Source organism: Marinovum sp. PR37 (assembly GCF_028807375.1).
In the GTDB taxonomy this organism is placed as follows: domain Bacteria; phylum Pseudomonadota; class Alphaproteobacteria; order Rhodobacterales; family Rhodobacteraceae; genus Marinovum; species Marinovum algicola.
The window spans coordinates 1-23028 of the sequence record NZ_JARAML010000023.1 but is presented as its reverse complement, the minus strand read 5'-3'; the positions used below and the strand labels follow the sequence as shown (position 1 = coordinate 23028).

Genomic DNA, 23028 nt, shown 5'->3' with positions numbered 1-23028 from the left:
GGGCCTCCCAGAGATTTGAAGTCATGTCCAAGCGGCTTGGTAGTCGGTTGCGTGAACATGCGCAGGAAACCTTCCCACCGGACGCTCAGAAGGGCCTCCGCCGCTTCGCCATGAGGGAAGCGGCTGAACTTCTTCGCATTAATCAGAATACCTTCCGCCATCATGTGTCAAACCTCGAAGGCTTCCCCGAAGGTGTTCTGGAGGGCGGCAACCGCCGTAGCTTCTCTGCAGAGGAGATGGTCGAGGCACAACGCGTACTTCTCGAGACTGGAAGGATCAAGCCAGAAGAACACCCGCACAGAAGACCGGGAGAGGCTTGTCAGGTCTTGACGATCTTCAACCTGAAGGGTGGTTCGGCAAAGACGTCATCTGTTGCCCATGTAGGACAACTACTGGGTCTGCGCGGCTACCGTGTCTTGCTGATCGACCTCGACAGCCAGGCAAGTCTGACAAACCTGTTCGGGGTTACTCCCGAGCTCGATCCGGATATGCCGACTTCATACGATCTTATCCGATCCGACGATCCATTACCCGCAACAGAGATCATTCGCAAAACGAACTTTCCGACCGTGGATCTGATCCCGGCATCCATGGACATCATGGAGTACGAGTTTGAGGTCGCCCTGAGCTTCAGACACGGCGCCACCACGTTCCATAGCCGCATCCGGGAAGCGCTTGAGCCCGTCCTCAACCGATATGATGTGGTGATATTTGACACTCCACCGCAGCTGAACTTCTCGGTGATCTCTGCCCTCTTTGCATCGACCGGGGTCCTGATCCCACTCAACGCGTCGATGCTCGATGTCATGTCGCTGGCGAGCTTTCTGGGCATGGCGAGCAACCTAATGGGCGTCGTCGAGGCACACGCCCCGGAACATGGACTGAACTTCGTGCGAGTTCTGATCACACGCTACGAAAATACGGATGGTCCGCAGGTGCAGATTTCGTCTCTGCTTCGGACAGTCCTCGGGGATGCCGTGCTTTCTGCCGAGTTCCTGAAATCAACAGCCGTGGGTGATGCTGCGAACACCCAGCAGAGCATCTTCGAGGTCGAACCTCGCGACGTGAACCGCAGAACTTACGAGCGCGCGATCGAGTCCGTCTCGCGCGTGACCGACGAAGTCGAACGCGAAGTCCTGAAAGCATGGGGGCGTAGCCATGGCGCGTAAGGTCTTCGGGGACTCACTCAAGAACGCGATGGGCAAAACGCCGCCTTCAGACGACGATCTGGATATGAAACGGACGAGCCCGACTGTAGCTCGCGCTCAAGCATCTGTGCTCGAAGAGGATAAACACGCCACGCGGCTGATCGACCCGACCGCCATACGGATGTCCGCGGTCATGGACCGCATCGATCCAAGCGATGGTCTGGATGAGCTTGTCTCGTCGATCCGCGAGCACGGTCAAAAGGTTCCAGTACTGGTTCGCCGAACCGAAGACGGTGCGCTTGAGATCGTCTATGGACGCCGTCGGCTTCTCGCTTGTCGCCAACTTGGTCAGAAAGTGCGCGCCACGGTCATGGAGATGACCGACGAGGAAGCTCTCATTGCCCAAGGCGTAGAGAATAATGCGCGCCAAGATCCATCATTCATCGAAAGGGCTCTGTTTGTCGCCGGGATCATTCGAGAACTTGGGAAAACCGACGAAACGCGCAAGAACGCTCAAACGATCGCGTATCGGGCACTTCAGATCGATGAATCGCTCGTCTCGCGGATGAACCGTATCGCTACGGGCATCCCGATGGAACTGATCCAGGCTATCGGACCTGCACACGGCGTTGGTCGACGGGTTTGGGAAAAGCTTTTCAGGCTGTGCGAGAAAGACGTCGCGAGAGCCCGAGAAGTTGCCGGCACAATCCCTCGCAACATACCGGCCCCCGACCGTCTCGAAGCGGCGGTCACCTTGCTGACAGCCACCAAACCATCGACGCAGAAGACGCACCCCAGTGAGCGCGTGAAGATCGGCCGAAAGGGCAACCGTATCACCATCGATGTGGACGCTGATCTTGTCCCTCGTGTTGAGGAGGCAGTCCGGAAGCTGGTCACGGAGCTTCTTGACCGCGGTCAAGACGGGCCAGAGTGACGACCCCCGTGTCTTGACCGCGGTCAAGACATCAAAAGCAACGAGCAGAAAACGAAAGGAGGACCGGCTAGAAAAAGAAAGACCCCCCGAAAGCGATGCTTCCGAAGGGCCTCAATCAGTCTCGACACCTGATTGATACCCCCAAAACGAATCGATTTCAACACCGCTCGCGGTGAACGGGGAAGCTTTTTCTTCCGAAACACCATGAGACATGCAAATGAAACAACAACCGCCCTGGCGGAACGGACGTCTCTACCCTGCCCTAACCCCTATGAGCTTCTGGGCCCAGTTCGCGTACTGAGGAAGGAGCTCGGCCTTACAACCAATGACCTCGCCGTTCTGACGGCGCTCATTAGCTTCCTACCCCGCAAAGAACGTGAGATTCAGGACAGCCAGCGACTTACGCTCACTGTCGTGTTCCCATCGAACGCTTCTCTATCAGAGCGCGCCAATGGACTCGATGAGAGAACAATTCGACGCAGCCTGGGACGCCTCTCAGCTGCTGAACTGATCGAGCGCAAGAATTCAGCAAATGGCAAACGCTTTCCGCTGCGGTATGGAGGCGTTATCAGAGATGCCTTCGGTATCGACCTGAAGCCCTTGATCCAGAGGTACGGCTCGCTCGCGACACAAGCCTTGCAGCTCACCGAAGAACGCGAGCGCTTGCGCTCACTGAAGGCTGAGGCGTTGGCCCTACGTGCTTCGCTACTCCAACAGACACGCTTCGATGAAGCAAAGCTCTCTACCCTCAACATGATCAGAAATGTCCTGCGTCGAGCAACATTAACCGTTGATGCAGTCCTGAGCGTTATCTCAGAACTTAGGGCCCTCGGAGCCGATACCGACGCAAGCTACGGTGAACACCATGCCGCGGCAAACGCTGGTACCGCAGATAATTTACAAACTATCGAACACCGACCTGATACACCAGATTCCAACGATCTGCCCGCCACAAACGGTCAGAATGTCCGGCACATAGAGTCTATAAAAAAAGATATTAAAAAGATTGTTCCCACTACGGTCAATCACGGTGAACAAACCGCACAAACCAAACCCACGATGAACCGAGACCCAGCACGCATGGCATGGGAAGACTTCACCCACGTTGCGAGATTTTTCCCAGAACCGCCGCGCACAGGAGAAGCCCTCACCCGCATTCTATACGACCTCGGTCGATTGCTTAGAATAAGCCAAGACGAACTGCGGCATGGGATCCAGAAAGCTGGTGCAGGAAAACTGCTCCTCGTTTTCGACTACCTGATAGCAAGAGCAGACACGATCAAACACCCTGACGCTTATTTTGAAAGGGTTCTACGCACACAACTTGCTCCCACATGAACTTCTTGACCGCGGTCAAGAACCACCATGAGAGGGAAAGGAGTGTTGGTTTGAGGGTGACCGGAAGTGAGATCGGAAAAGTGGCTTCCGACGCTTGCCGTGGAGAATATCTGATGACCAAAACTGTCCAGAAAATCACCCTGTCCCCGTCCCGGGATATCCCTTTCGAAAAAATGATGTTGAGGCAGTCCAACGTGCGGCGCATCAAGGCCGGCGTGTCCGTCGAGGACATCGCTCGCCGCGGCCCCATGCAGAGCCTGAGCGTGCGGCCCGTGTTGGCTGACGATGGTACTAAAACCGGCAAGTTCGAGATTCTGACCGAGGACGATTCCCTTGCGGAAACATGCAGAGCGACGCGCTGCACCCGTTCGACCAGTCCTGCGCGTTTGTGTCCCTGCCTGACAAGGGTCAGACCGATGCTGCATGACCTCTTCCAGGGCGATGGCGACAGTTCGCTCGAGGACCTTGCCTTGCTCGATCGGCTGGTGACAGAAAAACTCAAGGCCCAGGCTGAGACGGTTGCGGTTGAGGTCTGGAAGTGGATCGAGGTCGCACTCGACCTGCCCTACGGCTACAGCCACGGCCTGCGGTCCTTGTCCGGCGATCCGGCACCTATGCCGGATGACGAAGCTACGGCCAATGCTAAGCTGCTCGAGGAAGAATACTCGAGTCAGGATGAAATCCCCGACGAGATCGACACGCGGCTTGGCGTGTCGGAAACAGAGGTGGAAGAGATCGAGACCCGGCCGTTGTTCTTCGACGCAAAGGAAATCGGACGGGAAGGGGCGTTCGTCACGTTCGACCGCTACGGCGCGCTGGTAGCCTATCGCGGCTACGACCACCTGACCTCGGACGAGTCCATTGAAGACGGCAACACCGCCTATGAGTACACCTACACTGAGACCGTGCGGCGGTTCGGATGACACATGGAAGGGCTCAACCCATCTCTTGCAGAATATCCAGAATGTATGTATATTCTGGACAAATGGAGACCCTGATCATGAATGAGCTTCCCGAGTTCAAGGCGGCCGACCTGACGCGGCACACAAGTGACCTGTTCGACGCGGCCATTCGGTCGCCGATTGCGATCACCAAACATCGCAAGCCGAAATTCGTGCTGATGAGCATGGACCAGTACCAGCACCTCACCCGGGGGGCCACGCAACAGGCTCATATGGTTGACGAGATGCCCGAGGATCTCAAGGCGCTGATGATAGAAGGGCTCGAGCGTGACTTGACGCAGGCTGATGACTAAGCCGAGTGCTGGAGAGGTTTTCCGCTATCCGTTCCTGTGGAAACGCGAGCAGATGGCGGGCGAGACCGAGGGCCGCAAGACACGGCCTGTCTGTATCGCCGTCACTGTCGCCAAGTCCGATAGCGAGACCGTGGTGTTCATCCTGCCGATCACGACGCAACCGCCCTTGCCCTCGCGCAAGTGCATCGAGGTGCCACAGATCGAGTCGCAGCGTGTGGGGTTGGAGACCCATGTCCGCAAATGGGTCATGCTGGACGAGATCAACACCGATATTCTGGAGCGGTCCTATGTCTGGGAGGACCGCACGCCCATCGGTACGTTCAGTTCCGTCTTCACATCCAAAATCCAGTCCAGCCTGATCGCGCTTGCCAGGTCGGGCGGGGCATCGATTGTTGATCGGCTGAAGTAGTCTCAATCACCGCAGGGGCTACCCAGCTTCATTTGTTCCCATCGATCCATTTTGACATCAGCCCCTTGTCGCGGAAACACTCATCCGGGACGGCGCGGCGTTTGATCCGGGCGAGACGCTCGGCGAAGGCGACCTGCTTCGATGTCGGGCGGCTGTCCTGCGCGCCCGGGTTCAACTTGGCTTGTGCGTCGATCCAGGCGCTCAGGGACCGCCGATCTTGCTGAACCTCCCACGGCAAAAGCGTCTGGTTGCGCAAGGCCAGCGCGCGCGCATAGGCGATCTGCTTGGGCGTCGCGGGCAGGGCGTAAGTGGTGCTTTCCATCGGGGATCTCCCTTCTTAGCGTGGTCCTTAAAATAGAACATAACAGGAACAAAATCAAGCCACCTGCGGAAATCATGGGGTTTGAGAGGAAGAGGAGGGCCGGGGGAGGTCAGGCCTGAGGATGCCCGAAAGAGGGTGTCCGGGCCTGATCCTGTTCCTCAATGGGGTCTGATGCCGGAAAGTGCAGGATCCTGCGTTCTCATGAGCTTCGCATTTAACAATCTCCGGCATCAGATCCCTAAAGAGTGAAAGTGTCCTTCGGGTTTTGTGACTTACGGATGAGGGCCTTTGGGGTTCCTCGGACGGGTCCGGGCCGGGTTCCGGTCTGTCTTTCCTGATGAAGGGCATTCCCATGCAAACAGGTGTCTTGCGCGTGTTGCGCGCAACAGCTGCCTCGTGGTGGCGACACAAGGAACTTCGCCGAGCCGGTCAGGCGGGGCTGGCACAGCGGCTCGAATGCGAGACCGTCCTGCGTGATCTCGGTTATCTCAGGCAGGCGGCAGGCTTGCCGCACGCGCATGTGATCTGCGGAGAGGGTGGGACATTCATCCATCTGGGCTGGACCACTGTGTCGAGTTTCGCGCCGATCGAGCGCTTTCCCTTGGCCACTCTTGCGGTCGCACGAGGGACCCCGTTCATCGATATCCGACCCGTCACCGATGTGATTGCCTTCGCGAACCTGCCGCGGGTGGCGCGGGACAGATCGGTCGACCCTGACTCTTCGGGTCCCGGCAAGTCCGTGTCGCTGACCACCTACATCGACATGGTCGAAGCCCTCGGTGCCAGGATCGCCAACGATCCGAGGCCCCGTCAGTCAACCTGACCACCATTCCCTCTCACCAAAACTCGAAAGGAGGCCAGCCATGGCCCGATCCCGCACGCCCAAATTCGATGCCTCAGAGGTCATCACAAACGAAATCATCCGCATTATCGAGCGCGGCGTCCTGCCGTGGCGCAAGCCATGGACCGCAGGTGGCAGCTGTCGCCCCCTGCGCGTGGGCGGGGAACCCTACCAGGGAGTGAACAACTTCCTGCTGACGATGCGGACCGTGATGGCGGGCCACAGCTCTCCCTTCTGGATGACGCTGCCGCAGGCCAATGCGTTGGACGCAAAGGTCCGCAAGGGCGAAAAGTCCTCTGTCGTTGTTTATTACGGCCAAAGCCGGAAAGACGCCGACGGCGAGGACGACCGCAGCGATGGCGATGATCGCTCCGAGGAGGCCCGCATATTCCGCTTCCAGAAACCCTACCGCGTGTTCAATGCCTGCCAGATCGAGGGTCTGCCCGACAGCTTCTTCCCCGACCCGGAGCCAGCGCCTGAGCATCCGCCCGCAGAACCCATCCCGCATATGCAGACGTTTTTCGACGCCATCGACATCACCACGGTATTCGCGGGCGGCGAGGCCTACTATCTGCCGCCCGTGGACAAGGTTTACATGCCATCAATCACGCGGTTCCAGGACCCGCGCAATTTCTACGGAGTCTGGGCTCATGAACTGGCCCATGCCACGAAAGCCCCCCATCGACTGAACCGCGATTATGGCCTCTCGCGATTTGGCAACACCTCCTATGCCCGCGAAGAGATCGTGGCCGAACTTACCTCCTGCTTCCTGGGTCAGGAGCTTGGTTTCACAGCGCATACGCTCGAGATGAACGCGGCGTATCTCTACAACTGGCTGCGCGTTCTGCGTTCGGACAAAACCGCGATCTTCAAGCATGCGGCCGACGCGCAACGCGCTTGCGACTACCTGGTCGCCCGATCAGAGGCGGGCAGGGCAGGGGGCAGCGCCGAGGCCGCATAACAGACCTGTTGCTGCGAAGCGGAAAATTGCAGGTGAGAGACCGGAGTGACGATTGTGGTGATGACCACGAATGGCGGCTGTGCGCAGGGAGCGGGCTTTGCAGAGTCGAGGATTGCCTTAATGGTTCTTAAAGAACTCGCTTCCTTTGACAGGCTCAGCTATTGCTGCGCCGCGCCTGTTGGACCTCGGCCTCCCGTTTCGGAACTGCAAACACTTGGCGTGAAGGATTGCACCTATTACTTGTGCTCTGATCTACGAAATTCGCAATCCGAACCGAGCCGTCGAAGGTCCAAAGCTGGCTTGCGTGTGTGTCACTTGAGGTCAATTGAACGAGGCGTGACGTTTTATGACTGAAGAGCTAACCTATTATTGCGGCGAACATGTATTTCTGTCTTTCTTGGAGAGCAAGCAGCTTTGGCTGACCTCCCTTTCACAGTCAAACGACTCCGCTGAGGGGCGCTGGATGCGGGACTACTGGCTTGACCTATTCCTGCGGGAACGATCCCCGGCAAAAAGACTAGAGCGACGGGGCGCAGCGCTGTGTATGGACACTGCCAGCCACGATCGCTTGGCGTTGGGCGTCTGTTTTTCCGAGGAACGAGACCTTCTAAGCCAGTGGCGCGGATACGCTGCAGATGGTGCCGGATTCTCTATCACGTTCTATAGGGAAGCTTTGGAGGCCGTCGCTAAAGGCCATCCCGCGAGCAAGCTGCAGTTGACCAAGATCGCTTACGGCAACCAAGACTTCGATGAAATCAACGCTATTGTCCGCGCACTTCACGACGCCTTCGGCGAAGACGCCCGGCTCTATACTGAGTCCAATGGCACCGGCACTATCGCACTGGACTTTGGCCCTAATGGCGAAAAGCACGCGAAGTATGAAAAAGCTGCCAGATCCCTCTTCACGGCCAAAAACGGCGCGTTTCGTGAGGAAAAGGAATGGCGGCTCTTCACCTATGGAAACCTCTCTTCAATTGACGGAGTGAAGCTTAGGGGGACGGGCAAGGCGATTTCTCCGTACATCCCCATAACCATCCCTGCAGAAGCTGTATCACAGGTGACCCTTGGCCCGACCAATCAGACCCCCCGACACGTTTTGGAATTTGCCTTAAAGCACAATGGGCTTTCCGAGGTTACTATTAGGGCGAGCAATGCGAGCTATCAGGCACGCTGACGCTCGGAAATTTGGTTTTTCAACGGGATCACTGCGACTTGATCGAATGTCGCGTTCGGGCTGGGAGCGGTCGTTGCTTCCGAAAGCCCCAATAGCCCCATATCCCGCACACCTGACTTTTGGATTTATTCGGGTCGGGCAGGTTTTGTCGGGGGTTCTTCCGCCATGCGGAAAAGTGAAAGCGGGCTTTGGGAAGGGCGTTTCAACTTCTCAAAGGAGAGCCCCATGACCAGTACCGTTCAACCCCAGCCAAACCGTCCAGATCCGACCATGATCGCCGCGCAGAACGACGCGTTCCGCAAGCTCGCCTGCCTCGGGATCCCGCCTGAGCAGCCCATCCAGGGCCGCATGCATGTGACCCGTTCGCTCATGGAGGCCGATGACGGCTTCATGGCTGAGGCGGTGAAGGCCACCGGTGTGTTTGCCACATTCGAGCCTGAGAACGATCCCGAAGGCTGGCATGATTTCGGGGCGGTCGAGATCCGTGGCGAGACCGTGTTCTGGAAAATCGATCTCTATGAGGCGGATTCGGATTTCCGCTACGGGGCTGAGACCCCGGACAATCCCGCCACCACCATGCGCGTGCTGACCATCATGCTGGCGCGCGACTGGTAAAAGGGCAGGGGACTCCCCTCCTGACACCCCAGGCGATGAAGGCCCACTGACCCCTCAAAGGGAAAGCGGGCCTTTTGTCGTGGTGATCCCTGAAGCCGGGGATTGGTTACGCGCGTGAAGGCGCGGGCCACACCTCACCCACCTGGAAGGATATCCCATGACCACAAGCTTTGCCCCTCTCACCGTCGCCATCGGCGATCTGGTCCCGCATCCTGCCAATGTGCGCAGCAACTCCCCGGAAACTTATGACCCCGAGAACATCGCCCACCTGAGAGCCAGCATCGCTGTGCTGGGCCTCCTGCAGCCGCTCCTGGTCCAGAAGCTCGACGGCAAATACTCTGTCCTCGCTGGTGGCCGACGCCATGCCGCGCTGAAGGAGCTGGTCGCAGACAAGGCCGCCAAGGGCTTCACCGCCAAGACCAAGATCGACTGCCGCCTCGTGCCCGAGGATTGCGACGTCACCACGGCCCTGTCGCTCGCCGAGAACATCACGCAAGCGCCGATGAACGCGATTGACGAGTTCGAGGCTTTCGCGCGGATGATGGAGGTCGATGGCCAGACGCCCGAGACCATCGCAAAGACCTTCGGCACCACGGTGGCGGCCGTGAAAGGCCGGTTGCGCTATGGCCTTATCCACCCCGAGATCCGCGCCGCGGCCCGGGGCAAGGTGATCACGCTCGACACGATGAAGGCCTTCGCCGAGCACCCGAGCCAGGAGGCGCAGCGCGAGGTTTTCGAAGCGCTCACGAAAGACGGCGGCTATCTGCAGGCCTATACCGTCCGTCAGGCCCTCAAGTCCCGCGGCGTGCAGGTCAGCGATGATATCGGGGCTTTCGTGCGCGAAGACTACGAGGCGCGTGGCGGTGCCGTCGCGGCTGACCTTCTGGAAGAGCATTCCGTGCTGGAGGATGCAGCGCTGGTCGAAACCATCCTGCTCGAGAAGCTCGGTGCCGCCGCCGAAGAGGCCCGCATAAAGCTGGGCTTTGCCTGGGCCGATGCGATGGTGCGCTATGATTACGCGACCATGGCCGACTATGGCCGCGTCTATCCCGGCCCGATCGAGCCGGATGAGGCTGCCCGGAAGCGCATCGATGAGATTACCGCCGAGCTTGAGAAATTGCAGCTCGAGATGGAGGATGAGGGGCTCGAGGACGGTGCCTACAACGCGCTTTACGACCGCGTGGATGCCTTGGAAGAGGAAGCCCGCGATCTGCAGGAGGCCTACAGCGCCGAGGACCTGGCGCGGTCCGGGGTAATCGCCTCGTGGTCGAATGGTCAGGTGACGCTCCATGTTGGTCTCGTCCGCCCGGAAGACACCGTCAAAGAGGAGGGCGCGCGCGGCTCCTCGGCTAGCCCGACCGGGGAGGAGGCCCCAGACGCCGGCGAAATCACCTATCCAGCCTCACTGGCTGAGGACCTCAAGACCGAGCGAGCCATGGCGCTTGGGGCCGCGATGGCGCTGCATCCGGAAGCCACGCTCGATCTGACGCTCTTCAAGCTGGTCAGTGACGTTCTGGCCAGCGGCATGAGTGTCACGCAGGCGATCAAGATCGATGCCCGCAAGGAATACCGCAGCCATGCCAAGATGGACGAGATCGACGAGACCTCGCTCGAGCAGGTGGCGGCGGCGCATGATGCGCTTGATCTCTCCTGGCTCGATGACACCCGCGCGCCCGCCGATCAGTTCGCGGCGTTTCGCGCGCTCCAGGCAGGGGAGAAGGCCAAGCTCGTCGCTTATGCCACGGCCAGCACCACGCAATCCTGCTTCACGCGGGACCGCCAGCGCGACAGCCTGATGCATGCGTTCGAGATCGAGATCATGCCCGACATCCGCGCCCACTGGACGCCGAATGCGGCGCTCTTCAACCGCTTCAAGAAGGCCTGGCTCTTGAAGATCCTCGGCGAGGATCTGGGTCTCGCCCAGGAGGCTGTGACGCTGGCCTCGTCGAGCAAGAAGGAGATCGTCGCCTTCTGCGACAAGCTCTTCGCCGAGCCCTTCGCCACGCTCACGGACGCGCAGCGCGCTGCCGTGGCCGCCTGGTGCCCGCCCATGATGCAGACCGCCGGTGTCGCCTGTGATGAGGCGGAGCCCACTGCGGAAAATCCCGAGCCTGAGAGCGAGGTCGCGCAAGCGGCCTGAGTCCTCACGCGACCCGCGCGAGGCATTCCCCGCGCGGGTCGACCCTTCCAAACCGAACAGAAAGACATCCCCATGGCTATTCTCAAGTTCTCTGCGTCCGCTGTTGCGGCGCAGATCGCCCATGCACGCGCCTGCAAAACCTTCCTGCCCAACTGGAACGGGCCTGTGGACAGACCTGCCCTGATCCTGATCGTCGGCAATGGCGTGCATTTGCGCTCCAACGGCATCGACGGCACGACCACCCGCATCGTTACCACCGAGCAGGCCGATCCGTCATTTGCCTTTGCCGATGGCATGAACCCGTTTCGGGACACCGACTGGATGGCGCAGCGCCGCATGGCGTTTCGCGATCTGACCGGCCAGTTTTACACCGACATCCTGGATGACGTGCAGGTGCTCATCGACCGGGGGCGAGGGGCCATCCGGCTCGCCACCGATGGCCACAGCATCCGCGTCTTCGTGCGCCGGGCCTCGGACTATCTCATCGGCGGGACCTACGAGGTGCCGTCGGGCCTTGGCGGCACCTTCCGGGTCATCCTCAAGGATGCCTGCGACACCTTTGCGATCGTGCAGAACTGTGGCAATTGCGAGGATTTTGACGCCATGCAGCCCTACCGCGTGCCGCTCGATGCGCTGATGGAAATCGATGACCGGAGGGCGGCGTAACGCGCCCTTTCTCAAACAAGCATCGCCAATACCCTGCCGGGCCTGCGGCCCTCTCGGGACATTGGCGACAACAATTTTCCCAAACGAGAGAAAGGACTCTGAGATGGGATGGCTCTTCTACACCGACGGCCGCGTCCAGACCTACGCGGATGAGAAAGCGGAGATTGCTCGGCTGTGCACCTTCGAGGGCGAAAGGCGCAAGACGGAACTGGTCAAAGCCTGCAAGGTGGGTTCGACTTGGTACGCGGCGGCAAAGGTCACAAATATCGACGGCACCCCTGTCGAAGACACGACCTATGTCACCGATGCGGATGGCTCCATCACTTTCGCCGCCGTATTCCTTACCCGATATGATGACGGCTGCTGGGGCTACAAGGACATGGAGGAAAGCGCGGGACCGGTCGAATCCCGCGCGCCACTGAGCCTATTGGCCCTGCTGTCCGAGCTGAAAGACCCAGACAGCTATGCTCATGCCTGGCGCCAGCGCTGCCAGGACTGGGCTGCGATCCCGGACTACGAGGAAGGCGACAAGATCAAGCTCGCCACCCCTGTGACGCTCACCGATGGCAGTACCTGCCAGATTGTCACCGCGACCCACTACAGGCGTGGGCGGCAGAAACGCCGCTGCTACCGCATCGAGGAAACTGGTGGGCTCGTACGCCTGTCGAAGGCCTCGCTTGCGGGCTCGGAGCTGCTCAGCTCCACGAAAGGTGCGGCTAGCCCGGTGCTGGCGGAGTTCCTGGCGGGGCGAAATTAGGTCCTGCGCCGGACGGTTCATCGACCTGCCCGGCGACAGCAGATGCTGCGGCTTGTCTTGACAAGGCAATGCAAATGCATTACCTATCGCGGGCAGCAAAGCCCCTTTTCTTCAGGAGACTGCCATGACAGCGCTCGCACAAGATGTCTCGAAACTCACGGATCGGTATCAGACGACCGTGCCGGCGGGTGTGCGCAAACAGCTCAAGCTGGGCAAGGGCGACCAGATTCGTTACTGCACCGAGCCGAGTGGCAGGGTCTATATCGAGCCCGTGCGCAGCGACGAGGAAGATCCCGTGCTCGGAGCCTTTCTCGATTTTGTCGAGGCCGATATCAAGGCGCATCCGGACCGCATTCGGGCGTTCGATGGGGCTTTGCATGACCGTCTTGCAGCACTGGTCGGAGACGTTGATGTCGATCTCGATGCGCCGCTATCGCTCGAGGATGAATGAGCGGCGATAGCGTGCCCGCCCAAGCGCCCCTTGTCGTGAATGGATGGTCGATTTATGCGCACCCACTCTTTCTGGACCAGCTCGAAGGGCTGGTCGAGGAGGTAGAGGCGCGTAAGGCTCGCGATCCCAAGACCTGGCACAAGAAAAACCCGACGAAACGGCTGGCCGCCATCTTCAAGCTGGTCACCGAGGCCATACCTGCAGATCCGGGTGCCGCCGCCTTCCGGCAAGGCGGCACACTCGGCGATCACCGCAAGCACTGGTTCCGGGCGAAATTCTTCCAGCAGTATCGGCTGTTCTACCGGTTCAACAGCGATGCGAAGGTCATCGTGGTGGCCTGGGTGAACGACGACAAGACCCTGCGCGCCTACGGCAGCAAGACGGATGCCTATGCGACGTTCAAAGGGATGCTGGAAGATGGCAACCCACCTGACAATTTCGACGCGCTCTTGAAAGAAGCTGCAGCGGCAGGCAAGCGGTTCGAGAAATCCCTTGAAGCGGTGCCCGATCGGTAAGTGGGCCAGCTTGCTTTGACCCTTTGGCATTATCGTTTACGACGCCCCGCTGGAAGATGTAGCATCGGCTGATAATACGGTCGGAGAAAGCACAATGATTGAGGCGGAAAAGGATGGGCAGCACCTCGGGCTAGAGGAGCAATGCGCGCCTGACCTGACGGGGCACCGTTTCCCAATTGCTGTGCACGTTGCAGACATGCCCGATGACCTCGGCAAGCTGCTGGATATCGGGCTCGAGGAGCATTTCCGTGGCGGCTGATGTCAATTCGTATGACGCGTGGTTTCGCGCGAAGGTGCAGGCCGCGCTGGAGGAGGAATACACGGGAACATCTCAAGTTCAGGTGATGCAGGCCGCACAGGCATTGATTGATGCGAAGCGGCAGGTCGAACCCAAGTCCTGACCAAGCCTTTGAGGTCGGCGCGGTCTGACTACGTCACCCTGAAAAGCGAAAGCGGGCTTTTTGTCCTTTGGAACTCAGACCCTGATCCAAAGGAAAATCCCCATGTCCAAACCCAGAACGGCCAACCCGGCTCTCGCAATCTCCGAAGCCGATCTCGCCTCTGCCCTCGCGCAAATCGGCACGGAGGTCGATGACCAGCCCCTGCGCAGTTCAGCGCTCGCGCGTATCATGCGCGAGACGTTTCATGGCAGCGATGCCGGTGGCGCCTGGGACTGGCGCATGGCCTATGACATGATGCAGGCCGCGGCTGTCCAAGTGCTGCTGCGTGGGAACGGCGTGGCAGATGATATCGCCGCTGCAAAGCTACTTGCCTCACGGCTCCTGACGGAAACCCGCCGGTCAGAGCAGCAGATCCGGCTACAGCAGTTTTCCACGCCGTTGCCTTTCGCGGCAATGGTCGTGCGGGCGGCAGCCGTTCGCAAGGGCGAGACTTTGCTGGAGCCCTCGGCTGGCACCGGTGCCCTGGCTGCTTTCGCCGCCCGGGCCGGTGCCACGCTTCTGCTCAACGAGATCGACCCTTTTCGCCAGCGCCTCCTGCGCGCGGTTTTCGGCGGCGAGGTCACAGGCCATGACGGCGAGCATATCGATGATCTGCTGCAGACGCCGGTTCTACCCGAGGTCGTGGTGATGAACCCGCCCTTCGCCTCCTCGGTCGATCGCTCCCGAGACAAGCACATCGCCGCCAAGCATCTCATCGCGGCTGCAAAGCGCCTGGCACCCGGCGGGCGGCTGGTGGCGATCATGCCGCCGGGATTCACGCCCGAACGCGATGCCGCGCATTGGTCCCGCGCCTGCGGTCTCCTGACGCCGCGATTGGCGCTGACGATGCCGGGACAGGTCTATCGCAAGCTCGGCACCTCTGTCGAAACCCAGCTGATGGTCTTCGACAAGGTGCAGGAGGACGGCGAAATGATCCGCGTCCCTGTGCGGGATTTGAATGAAGCCTTGGCATATGTCGATGCCGTGGCCGCAACACGGACCGAGATGCGCCCGGCCCAACGGGTTGAAGCGATCCCTCATGCTCGGCCGACCGTTCCAGCATCTGCCCCGCGCAAGACCGCTGCTTCGCCTGTTGCCGCCTCCAAACCCCGGGCCAATGCCGTCCGTCCGCTCAGCTTCACAAGCTTTGAGACCCCTCGCGACAACACGCCCATCTCGGACATTTATGCGCGCTACCGTCCGCAGCGGATCGAGATCGCGGGTGCGCAAGAACATCCCACGCCGCTCGTCGAGAGCATCGCCATGGCCTCGGTTGCCCCGCCCATGCCCTCAAACACGGGCAGTGATGACTTGCGCCTGCCCGCCCGGTTGATCGAGGAGGGACATCTCTCCGAGGCGCAGCTGGAAACCATCATCATGGCGCATGACGCCCATGGGCGCGACTTGCCCGGTCGGTTTAGCATCGATGACGACCAGACCAAGCTGACGCGCGCCGATGATGACCCGGACGCACGGGCCTATCGCCTTGGCTATTTCCTCGGCGACGGCACCGGTTGCGGCAAGGGGCGCGAATGCGCGGGGCTCATCCTTGTCAACTGGCTGGCCGGGCGCAGAAAGGCGATCTGGGTCTCCAAATCCGCCACGCTTATCGAGGACGCCATCCGCGACTGGACCGATCTCGGCGGCTCGCCAGCCGACATCCAGCCGCTCTCCAAATGGAAACCGGACCAGCCTGTCCCTATGGGTGACGGTATCCTCTTCGTCACCTACGCCACGCTGCGGTCCGCGGGCAAATGCGGCACTACGCGACTGAGCCAGACCCTCGACTGGATGGGTGAAGACTTTGACGGCGTTCTGGCCTTCGATGAGGCCCATGCCATGCAGAACGCGGCAGGGTCTGAGCAGGGCAGGGGGGCCAAACCCTCCCAGCAGGGCCTTGCTGGCCTGCGACTGCAACTGGCAGCACCCCGCGCCCGCGTCTTCTACATCTCGGCCACGGGGGCCACGAGCGTGCACAACCTGGCCTATGCTGCGCGTCTCGGTCTCTGGGGGCAGGGGCCTGAATACCCCTTCCTGAGCCGCGAGAGTTTCGTCTCGGCGATGGAGGCCGGCGGTGTCGCGGCCATGGAGGTGGTCGCCCGCGATCTCAAGACGCTCGGGCTCTACACGGCCCGCGCCCTCAGCTTTGACGGCGTCGAGTATGACGTGCTCGAACACGCGCTGACCCCGGCGCAGATCGAGATCTACGACGCATACGCGACTTCGTTTCGGACGATCCACCACAATCTCGAGGCCGCGCTGACAGCGACCGGCGTCAACGACGCCTCGGGGGAGACCAATGCCTCGGCCGCTCGCGCCTCGGCCAAGTCCCGCTTCGAGAGCACGAAACAGCGTTTCTTCAACCATCTCCTGATGGGCATGAAAGCCCCGACCATCATCCGCGCGATCGAGGATGATCTGGCGGCGGGCAAGGCTTGCGTCATTCAGGTGGTCTCTACAGGCGAAAGCCTGCTGAAACGGCGGCTTGAAACGATGGACCCAGAGGATGAACTCGTTGAGGGGGCCTTGACACCGCGTGACTACGTACTGGGCTACCTCGAACAGGCTTTCCCGATCCATGCCCAAAAGCTGGTCGAAATCGACGGCAACATGGTGGCCGAGCCGCTCAGGGACGAGACCGGCGCGCTCGTTGTCTCGCGCGAGGCGCTCGCCCTGCGTGATGCGGCCATGATGGAGTTGATGACGCTGGCGCCGATCCCATCGGCGCTTGATCAGATCCTCTGGGCCTTTGGCGACGAGGCCGTGGCAGAAGTCACGGGGCGGTCCATCCGGCCCCTCAAAGCCGAGGATGGCCATCTCTTCATCGAGAAGCGCTCCGCCAGTAGCAATTCCTCCGAAACCCAAGCCTTCATGGATGGCGAGAAGGATATCCTGATCTTTTCCGATGCGGGCGGGACGGGCCGATCTTACCATGCGGCGCAAACGGCGAAGAACCAGAAACGACGCCGGCACTACCTGTTGGAGCCCGGCTGGCGCGCCGATGCGGCCATCCAGGGGCTCGGCCGCACGCATCGCTCTGCCCAGGTCAGCGCGCCCTTCTTCCGGGTCTGCACCTCGGATGTGCATGGCGAGAAGCGCTTTACCTCGACGATAGCCAAACGCCTCGACCAGCTGGGGGCCTTGACCAAGGGTCAGCGCGAGACCGGCTCGCAGGGCATGTTCCGCGAGGAGGACAATCTCGAAAGCCCGATCGCGCGGGCCGCGCTGCGCGGGTATTTCGCCGATCTTGCCGCCGGGCGCGCTGAGGCGATGAGCTACGAGAGCTTCACCGACTGGACAGCCCTGCGGCTGATCGACAAGGACGGGGTGCTGCTCGAGGAGTTGCCGCCGATCCAGCGGTTTCTGAACCGGGTTCTGGCCCTGCCCATCCACATGCAGAACGCGCTCTTTGCCGAGTTCATGCGCCGGATTGCCGATCAGACTGAACGGGCGCGCGCGGCGGGCACGCTCGATCTCGGCGTCGAAACCCTACGTGGCGAAAAGATCGAGCAGGTCTCCACCGAGGATCTCTGGACCTGCCCGAAATCCGGCGCCGTGACGCGGATTATCGGACTTGAGGTGACGGACCCAGTGTATGTCCTGGTCGCCGAAGAGGCCATATCGCGCAATCCCGACAAGCTGCCGATGGTGAATCGCGCCTCCGGTCGCGCGGCGCTCATCTCGGCGCGGCCCATGCAGATGTATGACGAGGACATTGTCACGCTGATGCGCAAGGCGGTGCGGCCAAACGGGTCGAGCTATCTCGAAGAGGCACGGTTTGAGTCCTCGGCCTGGGAAGAGATTGACAGGCCCGAGTTCGCACGGCTTTGGGATGCCGAGGCTGCGTCCCTGCCAAAAACCACCACGACCAAGCTCTACCTGCTGACCGGGCTGCTGCTGCCGATCTGGAAGGACATTCCGACCACCAATGAGCGGATCTACCGTGTCACGCCAGACGGGGCGACGGCCATGATCGGGCGGACGCTGAGTGAGGAAGGGGCGGCCTCGCTGCGCGCCCGCTTCCTCGTCTCCAACCCGCAAACGCCGCAGGAGATGTTGACCGCCGCGCTCGGCACCACAGCGGCGGTCGATCTCGGCCGGGGTCTCACCCTGACCCGTCGCCGTGTCGCAGGCGAGATGCGTCTCGAGCTTGGCGGTGCGGATCGGGGCATGATCGACAGCCTCAAGGCCCTCGGCTGCTTCACCGAGATCATTGCCTTCCAGTTGCGGGTGTTCCTGCCGCATGGGGACGGGATCGACACGGGCAGCATTCTGGCCCGGATCGTGGGGCAGGGGCCTGCTATCACGGCAGAACAAGCCGCCTGAAAAGTCAAAGCGGGCTTTCGGTCGGGCGTCGCGGATCGGGGTTTGCCCGGGCTGCGCTTTCCGGGCGCGGGCAGACGAATGCCACGCCCGGCCCCCCTAACTTCAGACAAGAGGACAGACCCATGACCAATCCCCAGATCGATTATGCCGTAATGGCGGCTCAATGGCGCGCGGAGCGTGAAACCACCTTGAAGGCATCCCGAGTGGAGCTGCTCGCGCAACTACGTGCGCTTGGCATCAGCGAGGTCACTGCCGAATACGAAGGCTATGGCGACTCCGGCAATGTCGAGGATGTGACGGTGCAGCCTGCAGAGATCCAACTGCCGGAGGCGCTTGCCACAGAGGTTGGCGACTTCGCCTGGTCGCTCGCCTATCACCATCACCCGGGGTTCGAAAACAACGAGGGCGGCTACGGCACGCTGACCTGGGACATAGCACTAGACAGCATCATCCTCGATCACGCGGACCGCTATGTCGAATGCTCGCACAGCTATGACGAGGGGCTTTGAGATGGCCCATCCGCTTCATCATGCTGAAAGCTCTGCCCGGAAATTCGGCGGGGTGCCGTCTGACTATCAGTCTGTGCACGATTGGTTTGACGCCTCGAAAGAGCACCTCGCGCTCTTCACGCACCGCGCCATGCGTCACCATGCGCAAGGCCTGTTTGAGGCCGAACGGGTTTTTGGCCTGACACTGACCAATAGTGCGGGCCGCGACATCCCCGTGCGCTGGATCGGCGAGCAGCATATCCGTGAAGACTGCCAGGGCCGCATCCCGAGCATGGCGGACTGGCTGCGACGGATACAGCCTGAGCCATGGATGGCCAATGGCCACATCGACCGGCATTCCGGCGATGAGCCCTGCGGCGACCCAAGGGTTGCCTGGGCCTCCGAGGTCGCCGCCGGAAGAACGGTTCTTGGCCTGAAGGATTGGATGGCGGCGCGCGCGACGCAAGCCACGCAAAGCGCCTGACAGCTCTTGGCCGTTTGCCAAACGAATACTGCATGGAAGCCCGGTTGGACGACCGGGCTTCTTGCGTCGTTTCCCCACCATTCTTCTTGAGGAGGTTCGCATGACACTCGAAGACATCAAGGCCGCCGTTGATGCCGGCCAGACCGTGCATTGGGCCAATACCGGCTACGTTGTCCACAAGGACCGGCTTGGGCAGTACCTGATCACCTATGTGCCGAACGGCAGCTGCATCGGTCTGACCGACCAGGAAGGGCAACGGTTGAACGGCAAAGAGGAGGAGTTCTTCATCGCGCGGTCGGAGGACAGCGTTGAAAATTCGGGCAGCCAATCAAGACCAGACGGGCAGGGGAGGGCCGTAGCACAAGGAGGCGCGGGGGGGGGGCTCCCACTCGGAGGGCAGCTCTGACCCGCGGGCGGGGCTGAAAGGAAAGCAGGCTTTCTGATTTGTGATCCCTCAAGGGGTCGAGAAAGCAATCCCGGATGCGCTGGCAAGGACGTCAGACACCGGCCAATCCAAAAGGAACCATCCCATGTTCGCAGGAACCCTCACCCGCAATGTCGAGACCGCAGACGCTCAGTACACCGGCATGATCCACTCGACGCGCTTTGACATCGCCATCCAGCTTGAAACCCGCCCGAAGATGTCCGAGCGCAGCCCGGATTTTGACGTGACGGCAGTCAACAAATCAGGCCGCAAGGTGCGCATCGGCACGGCCTGGAACGAGACCGGCAATACCAGCGGCAACCCCTACATCTCGATGCAGATCGATGTCGGCTTCGGCCCGTTCCGGGTCAACGCGGTGCAGACGAAAGAGGCGCGCGCGGCCCAAAGCGGGGCGTTCGAGATCATCCCGCTGGTCTCGAACGGCCTGATGAAATCCGGCTCGCTCTCGGGCGAGCTCACCGCCATGGACGCCGACAACGCCTTCACGGGCTACATCGCCAACATGATGTTCGATCTGGAGTTCATGCTGATCGAGAACAGCTACAAATCCGAGGAGACCCACCCCGATTACCGCATCGAGGTCAGCTCGCCCCGGGGCACACCGATCCGCGTCGGCTCGGCCTGGATGGCCAAAAGCAGCCGCACGGGCAATGACTACCTGTCGCTGCTGATCAACACGCCCGATGGCGATCTGCGCGTCAACGCCGTGCAGAACGAAGAACAGCGCGGCGGGCAGACCTTCTCGATCATCCCGTTCATCGACAGCGGTGAGCAGCCGCAGGACGCGGGCGCGGGGCTGTCGCTGGTGGCCTGATCAACGCGCGAGACTAGACGATGCGCAACGAAAGGGGAGCCGTGGGACCACGGTTCCCCTTCTTGTTTTCTTGGAACGTGCGAAAGCGAAGAGCTGCAACACAAGAAGTGGATCGTTCGGAAGCCATTGAGGTTGTCTGTATCATGTATGACACGTCCAGCTTAGCGTGCAAAATCGATCAAAGTTCGCCTCCAATAACCAGCTTCAGTTTTGGTTTCGGGCGCTGGTCTGGCGGTTTCAGGCCGTGCATCTCCGCCAACTCAGTTGGGAAAGTTCTTAAAGCATCAGCCAACTCGTCGAACGAGTATCCCAAATCCTCCGTGTGCAATTCCAAGAGCTGAGTTGATAGATAACCCTGTTCATGCTCAATACTAAACTCATCAGGCTCTCGCGTTCGATAGCCGTAGTAACTCATCTTCTTGTACAAAGACGTCGCAGCTTGATCGGTTATCGCGTTCAGCGCTTTAGCGCGGTAGATCAATGCTGCCATTGCCACACGCCATTTCAGCTTCAATTGCCCAAGTCTTGGAATGGTCAACGGTTTCTTCAGATCTGGTAGCACTCCTTTGGCAGGAGTGAGCAACTCAGCGGCAAATTCGTTGGCTTCCTTTTCCATCGCGTCGTACGGGAAGGGATGCAAGATCACATGGCCGTATTCATGGGCAAGGCTAAACCGCTTCCGATCGGCGGGCCGGTCTTCGTTTAGAACCACCACCGGTTTCATTCCTGGGGGCCTAATGGTTACGCCGTCAATGTCGGCGCCGCCAAAATTGCCTTGAACCACGAACACACCGGTAGCTTCAATGTACTTGACGAGATTCGGCAAAGGTCCATCGTCCAACTGCCACGACTTTCGGACCTTTTGAGCCGCTTCGGCTGCAGAAGTAACGGCACGGGCGTGTTCGCTTACGCTCGACTTGTCATCCACAACCTCAAACTGAAGCAATGGAAACTGGGGCTCCAAGTCGACGGCTTCAAGCATTCTGCGCAAGTGCAGTACAAGATGATTTGCTAGCGCGACGACCGCACCTTGATCTTTCGCAGAAACCGCCGACTTCTTGCGGAAGGCCGCGCCGTGGATACTGAGGGGTGTTTTGTAAAGCGGCTCCTGCTCAAAGAAAAAACTCACCGGGAATCCTAAAAAGCGCGCAATCGACTGAATCTCTTCATGCGACAGCACGTCCTTTGTACCGTTTTCGACTCTGGAGATCGCCGCCTGTGCGACCCCGGTCTCTGCGGCCAAGTCCTTTTGAGTTTTCCGTCGTCTCTTACGAGCTAGAAGCAGCATCCCCCCGTTTATCTGTTTTGATGCCATCTTCTTTCTTGTCTCCCTCGGGTCTTTTTACCTTCAATGTTGCGCCACGCGGACCCTGCTCTGGTCCGATATCTGCGGATGCCTTGGGCGCCCCTTCGGCAGGGCGGTGCATCTCAATCATTCGCTGATCTACACCGTCCGCAAATTTCAAGTACGCTCGCGACACCGATACGCCGGTGCCGCTGAGATGACACGCTACAAAAAGTAGCAGTCTCTCGGGCGCGTCTATGTCAAATTCGATAAGCGACGGTTGACGTTCAATGTCGCATACGGCGGGTTCCGAGAATGCAAACTGGTGTTTCGATTTTGTCGTTCCGCCACGTGGACCCGACAGATGCAACTCTAGGCTGACGGGGAAGGTTTCGTTGCCCGACTTCACGTGCCCGGAAATCTTGTTGCACTGTCCATTTCGACAGTATCTAACTTCAAGCCTGTCTTTCTCGATCCCAGCCTCCTGAACTGCTGCCGGAAGAGCTGAGTTCAAGACTGATCCTATTGCGCGAGGGCACTCAATATTTATGTGCGGTACGCTTGCGAGTGATGCCAGCGAATTTTCAAGCTCGCTCAAAAGGCCCCAAATCGATGTTTCCAACTGGTCGCGCGCTGCCTGCAGTGCGTTGTCTCGGTTCAAGTTTCTATGCCTTTTGCTGTTTGGTTCTTTGCGCCTCGCACCCTACATCACACACTCTAAGTGCTTTGTCCAGAAAATATTCAAGAAATATTCAGGTGGCGAATATTTTTCAACGCGTCTCTGGGTGGGTCGTTAGGATGGGAGTAGTTGAAATTTTACTCCACACATGCTATCTACATCTCAGACAGAAACCTGTCGGCGACCCGTCATGCTGTGTGCAGGGCGAGCGTCGCGGCGACCCGAACCGCAGATGGTTCGGTTGCAAGCCGCTCCTAAAAACCGCCCTCAGGGCGGTTTTTCTGATTCAAAGGACCCGGATTCCGTAGTTCTCATGTAGCCCCTTTGCATTCTCTTCGCCCTTGTGGATCCACGTGCGCGCATAGGCGATTACGTCAGCGAGTTGGAGAAGGCGCGATGCTGCGGAATCGATCTGGCTGATGCGATTCACCGCCTTGAAACGCCCGTCATGCAGGCACGCCTCCGAAATCATCCGCTGGCATTCGGGGTCCGTGTTGTGTAACCGCCCGATTTGAACCGCCTGCTCGTATGTCCCGGTGAT

General features: G+C 60.0%; 24 protein-coding genes and 1 pseudogene. 22 read left to right on the top strand and 3 right to left on the bottom strand.

Going from position 1 to position 23028, the window contains the following annotated elements; genetic code table 11:
- Positions 1-23: 23 nt before the first annotated feature.
- The 6 genes and pseudogenes from repA to PVW49_RS17385 all read left to right on the top strand — a co-directional run bounded on the left by repA (position 24) and on the right by PVW49_RS17385 (position 5084).
- On the top strand, positions 24-1169 hold the full coding sequence (repA, locus tag PVW49_RS17415) for a plasmid partitioning protein RepA (RefSeq protein ID WP_274591143.1): 1146 nt from the start codon (positions 24-26) through the stop codon (positions 1167-1169).
- Entirely contained in the window at positions 1159-2082 is a 924-nt protein-coding gene (locus tag PVW49_RS17410; protein WP_067921651.1) for a ParB/RepB/Spo0J family partition protein, read from the top strand. Before repA ends, PVW49_RS17410 begins: the two co-directional genes overlap by 11 nt.
- A 204-nt stretch (positions 2083-2286) precedes the next feature.
- Positions 2287-3420 carry a helix-turn-helix domain-containing protein gene (locus tag PVW49_RS17405; RefSeq protein WP_274591142.1) on the top strand — a complete coding sequence of 378 codons (1134 nt, stop codon included), beginning with the start codon at positions 2287-2289 and terminating at the stop codon, positions 3418-3420.
- 113 nt (positions 3421-3533) lie between these two features.
- Positions 3534-4295, top strand: a pseudogene (locus PVW49_RS17395) (DNA-binding protein); the annotation flags it as partial.
- Positions 4296-4420: 125 nt separating this feature from the next.
- Positions 4421-4675 (top strand): type II toxin-antitoxin system prevent-host-death family antitoxin, encoded by a 255-nt coding sequence (locus tag PVW49_RS17390; protein ID WP_224769632.1) that lies wholly within the window; start codon positions 4421-4423, stop codon positions 4673-4675.
- Positions 4668-5084: a hypothetical protein gene (locus PVW49_RS17385; RefSeq protein ID WP_231582180.1), complete on the top strand. Its 417-nt coding sequence runs from the start codon at positions 4668-4670 to the stop codon at positions 5082-5084. Before PVW49_RS17390 ends, PVW49_RS17385 begins: the two co-directional genes overlap by 8 nt.
- A gap of 28 nt (positions 5085-5112) precedes the next feature.
- Here the strand turns inward: PVW49_RS17385 and PVW49_RS17380 are convergent, their stop codons facing one another.
- Entirely contained in the window at positions 5113-5406 is a 294-nt protein-coding gene (locus tag PVW49_RS17380; protein WP_045685415.1) for a hypothetical protein, read from the bottom strand.
- Positions 5407-5743: 337 nt separating this feature from the next.
- On the opposite strand from PVW49_RS17380, the gene PVW49_RS17375 reads away from it, so the two are divergent.
- The 16 genes from PVW49_RS17375 to PVW49_RS17300 all read left to right on the top strand — a co-directional run bounded on the left by PVW49_RS17375 (position 5744) and on the right by PVW49_RS17300 (position 20523).
- A complete protein-coding gene (locus PVW49_RS17375; protein WP_338020394.1) occupies positions 5744-6229 on the top strand; it encodes a hypothetical protein in 486 nt (161 codons plus the stop codon).
- Between the two features lie 40 nt (positions 6230-6269).
- Positions 6270-7208 carry an ArdC family protein gene (locus PVW49_RS17370; RefSeq protein ID WP_274591140.1) on the top strand — a complete coding sequence of 313 codons (939 nt, stop codon included), beginning with the start codon at positions 6270-6272 and terminating at the stop codon, positions 7206-7208.
- 346 nt (positions 7209-7554) lie between these two features.
- The gene (locus PVW49_RS17365; RefSeq protein WP_274591139.1) at positions 7555-8382 is read left to right on the top strand and encodes a DUF2971 domain-containing protein; all 828 of its coding nucleotides are present in this window, start codon (positions 7555-7557) and stop codon (positions 8380-8382) included.
- Positions 8383-8607: 225 nt separating this feature from the next.
- Complete coding sequence (locus PVW49_RS17360) at positions 8608-8997, top strand: DUF3768 domain-containing protein (protein ID WP_274591138.1); 390 nt, start codon at positions 8608-8610, stop codon at positions 8995-8997.
- A 157-nt stretch (positions 8998-9154) separates the two neighbouring features.
- A complete protein-coding gene (locus tag PVW49_RS17355; RefSeq protein ID WP_274591137.1) occupies positions 9155-11137 on the top strand; it encodes a ParB/RepB/Spo0J family partition protein in 1983 nt (660 codons plus the stop codon).
- 72 nt (positions 11138-11209) lie between these two features.
- Positions 11210-11803 carry a hypothetical protein gene (locus PVW49_RS17350; RefSeq protein ID WP_025042408.1) on the top strand — a complete coding sequence of 198 codons (594 nt, stop codon included), beginning with the start codon at positions 11210-11212 and terminating at the stop codon, positions 11801-11803.
- A 103-nt stretch (positions 11804-11906) separates the two neighbouring features.
- Positions 11907-12560 carry a DUF6927 domain-containing protein gene (locus tag PVW49_RS17345; protein ID WP_024099305.1) on the top strand — a complete coding sequence of 218 codons (654 nt, stop codon included), beginning with the start codon at positions 11907-11909 and terminating at the stop codon, positions 12558-12560.
- A 124-nt stretch (positions 12561-12684) separates the two neighbouring features.
- Positions 12685-13011: a type II toxin-antitoxin system PrlF family antitoxin gene (locus PVW49_RS17340; protein ID WP_005668772.1), complete on the top strand. Its 327-nt coding sequence runs from the start codon at positions 12685-12687 to the stop codon at positions 13009-13011.
- Positions 13008-13526, top strand: coding sequence for a type II toxin-antitoxin system YhaV family toxin (locus PVW49_RS17335; protein ID WP_024099306.1), 519 nt, complete (start codon positions 13008-13010; stop codon positions 13524-13526). Before PVW49_RS17340 ends, PVW49_RS17335 begins: the two co-directional genes overlap by 4 nt.
- Positions 13527-13620: 94 nt before the next feature.
- Positions 13621-13785: a hypothetical protein gene (locus tag PVW49_RS17330; protein ID WP_165054214.1), complete on the top strand. Its 165-nt coding sequence runs from the start codon at positions 13621-13623 to the stop codon at positions 13783-13785.
- Positions 13775-13927, top strand: a complete 153-nt coding sequence (locus PVW49_RS17325; protein ID WP_274591136.1) for an antitoxin PaaA2 family protein — start codon at positions 13775-13777, stop codon at positions 13925-13927. Before PVW49_RS17330 ends, PVW49_RS17325 begins: the two co-directional genes overlap by 11 nt.
- Before the next feature lie 102 nt (positions 13928-14029).
- Positions 14030-18292: a strawberry notch family protein gene (locus PVW49_RS17320; RefSeq protein ID WP_274591135.1), complete on the top strand. Its 4263-nt coding sequence runs from the start codon at positions 14030-14032 to the stop codon at positions 18290-18292.
- 122 nt (positions 18293-18414) lie between these two features.
- On the top strand, positions 18415-18801 hold the full coding sequence (locus PVW49_RS17315; protein ID WP_274591134.1) for a DUF6878 family protein: 387 nt from the start codon (positions 18415-18417) through the stop codon (positions 18799-18801).
- Between the two features lies 1 nt (position 18802).
- Positions 18803-19264 carry a DUF6915 family protein gene (locus PVW49_RS17310; protein ID WP_274591133.1) on the top strand — a complete coding sequence of 154 codons (462 nt, stop codon included), beginning with the start codon at positions 18803-18805 and terminating at the stop codon, positions 19262-19264.
- Between the two features lie 100 nt (positions 19265-19364).
- Complete coding sequence (locus PVW49_RS17305; RefSeq protein WP_274591132.1) at positions 19365-19670, top strand: hypothetical protein; 306 nt, start codon at positions 19365-19367, stop codon at positions 19668-19670.
- A gap of 124 nt (positions 19671-19794) precedes the next feature.
- Positions 19795-20523, top strand: a complete 729-nt coding sequence (locus PVW49_RS17300) for a DUF736 family protein (RefSeq protein ID WP_274591131.1) — start codon at positions 19795-19797, stop codon at positions 20521-20523.
- Between the two features lie 178 nt (positions 20524-20701).
- On the opposite strand, the gene PVW49_RS17295 is transcribed toward PVW49_RS17300, so the two are convergent.
- The gene (locus tag PVW49_RS17295) at positions 20702-21838 is read right to left on the bottom strand and encodes a helix-turn-helix domain-containing protein (RefSeq protein ID WP_093036949.1); all 1137 of its coding nucleotides are present in this window, start codon (positions 21836-21838) and stop codon (positions 20702-20704) included.
- Positions 21839-22773: 935 nt separating this feature from the next.
- The coding region (locus PVW49_RS17290) for a DUF3800 domain-containing protein (protein WP_274591130.1) at positions 22774-23028 on the bottom strand (255 nt) is incomplete at its 5' end.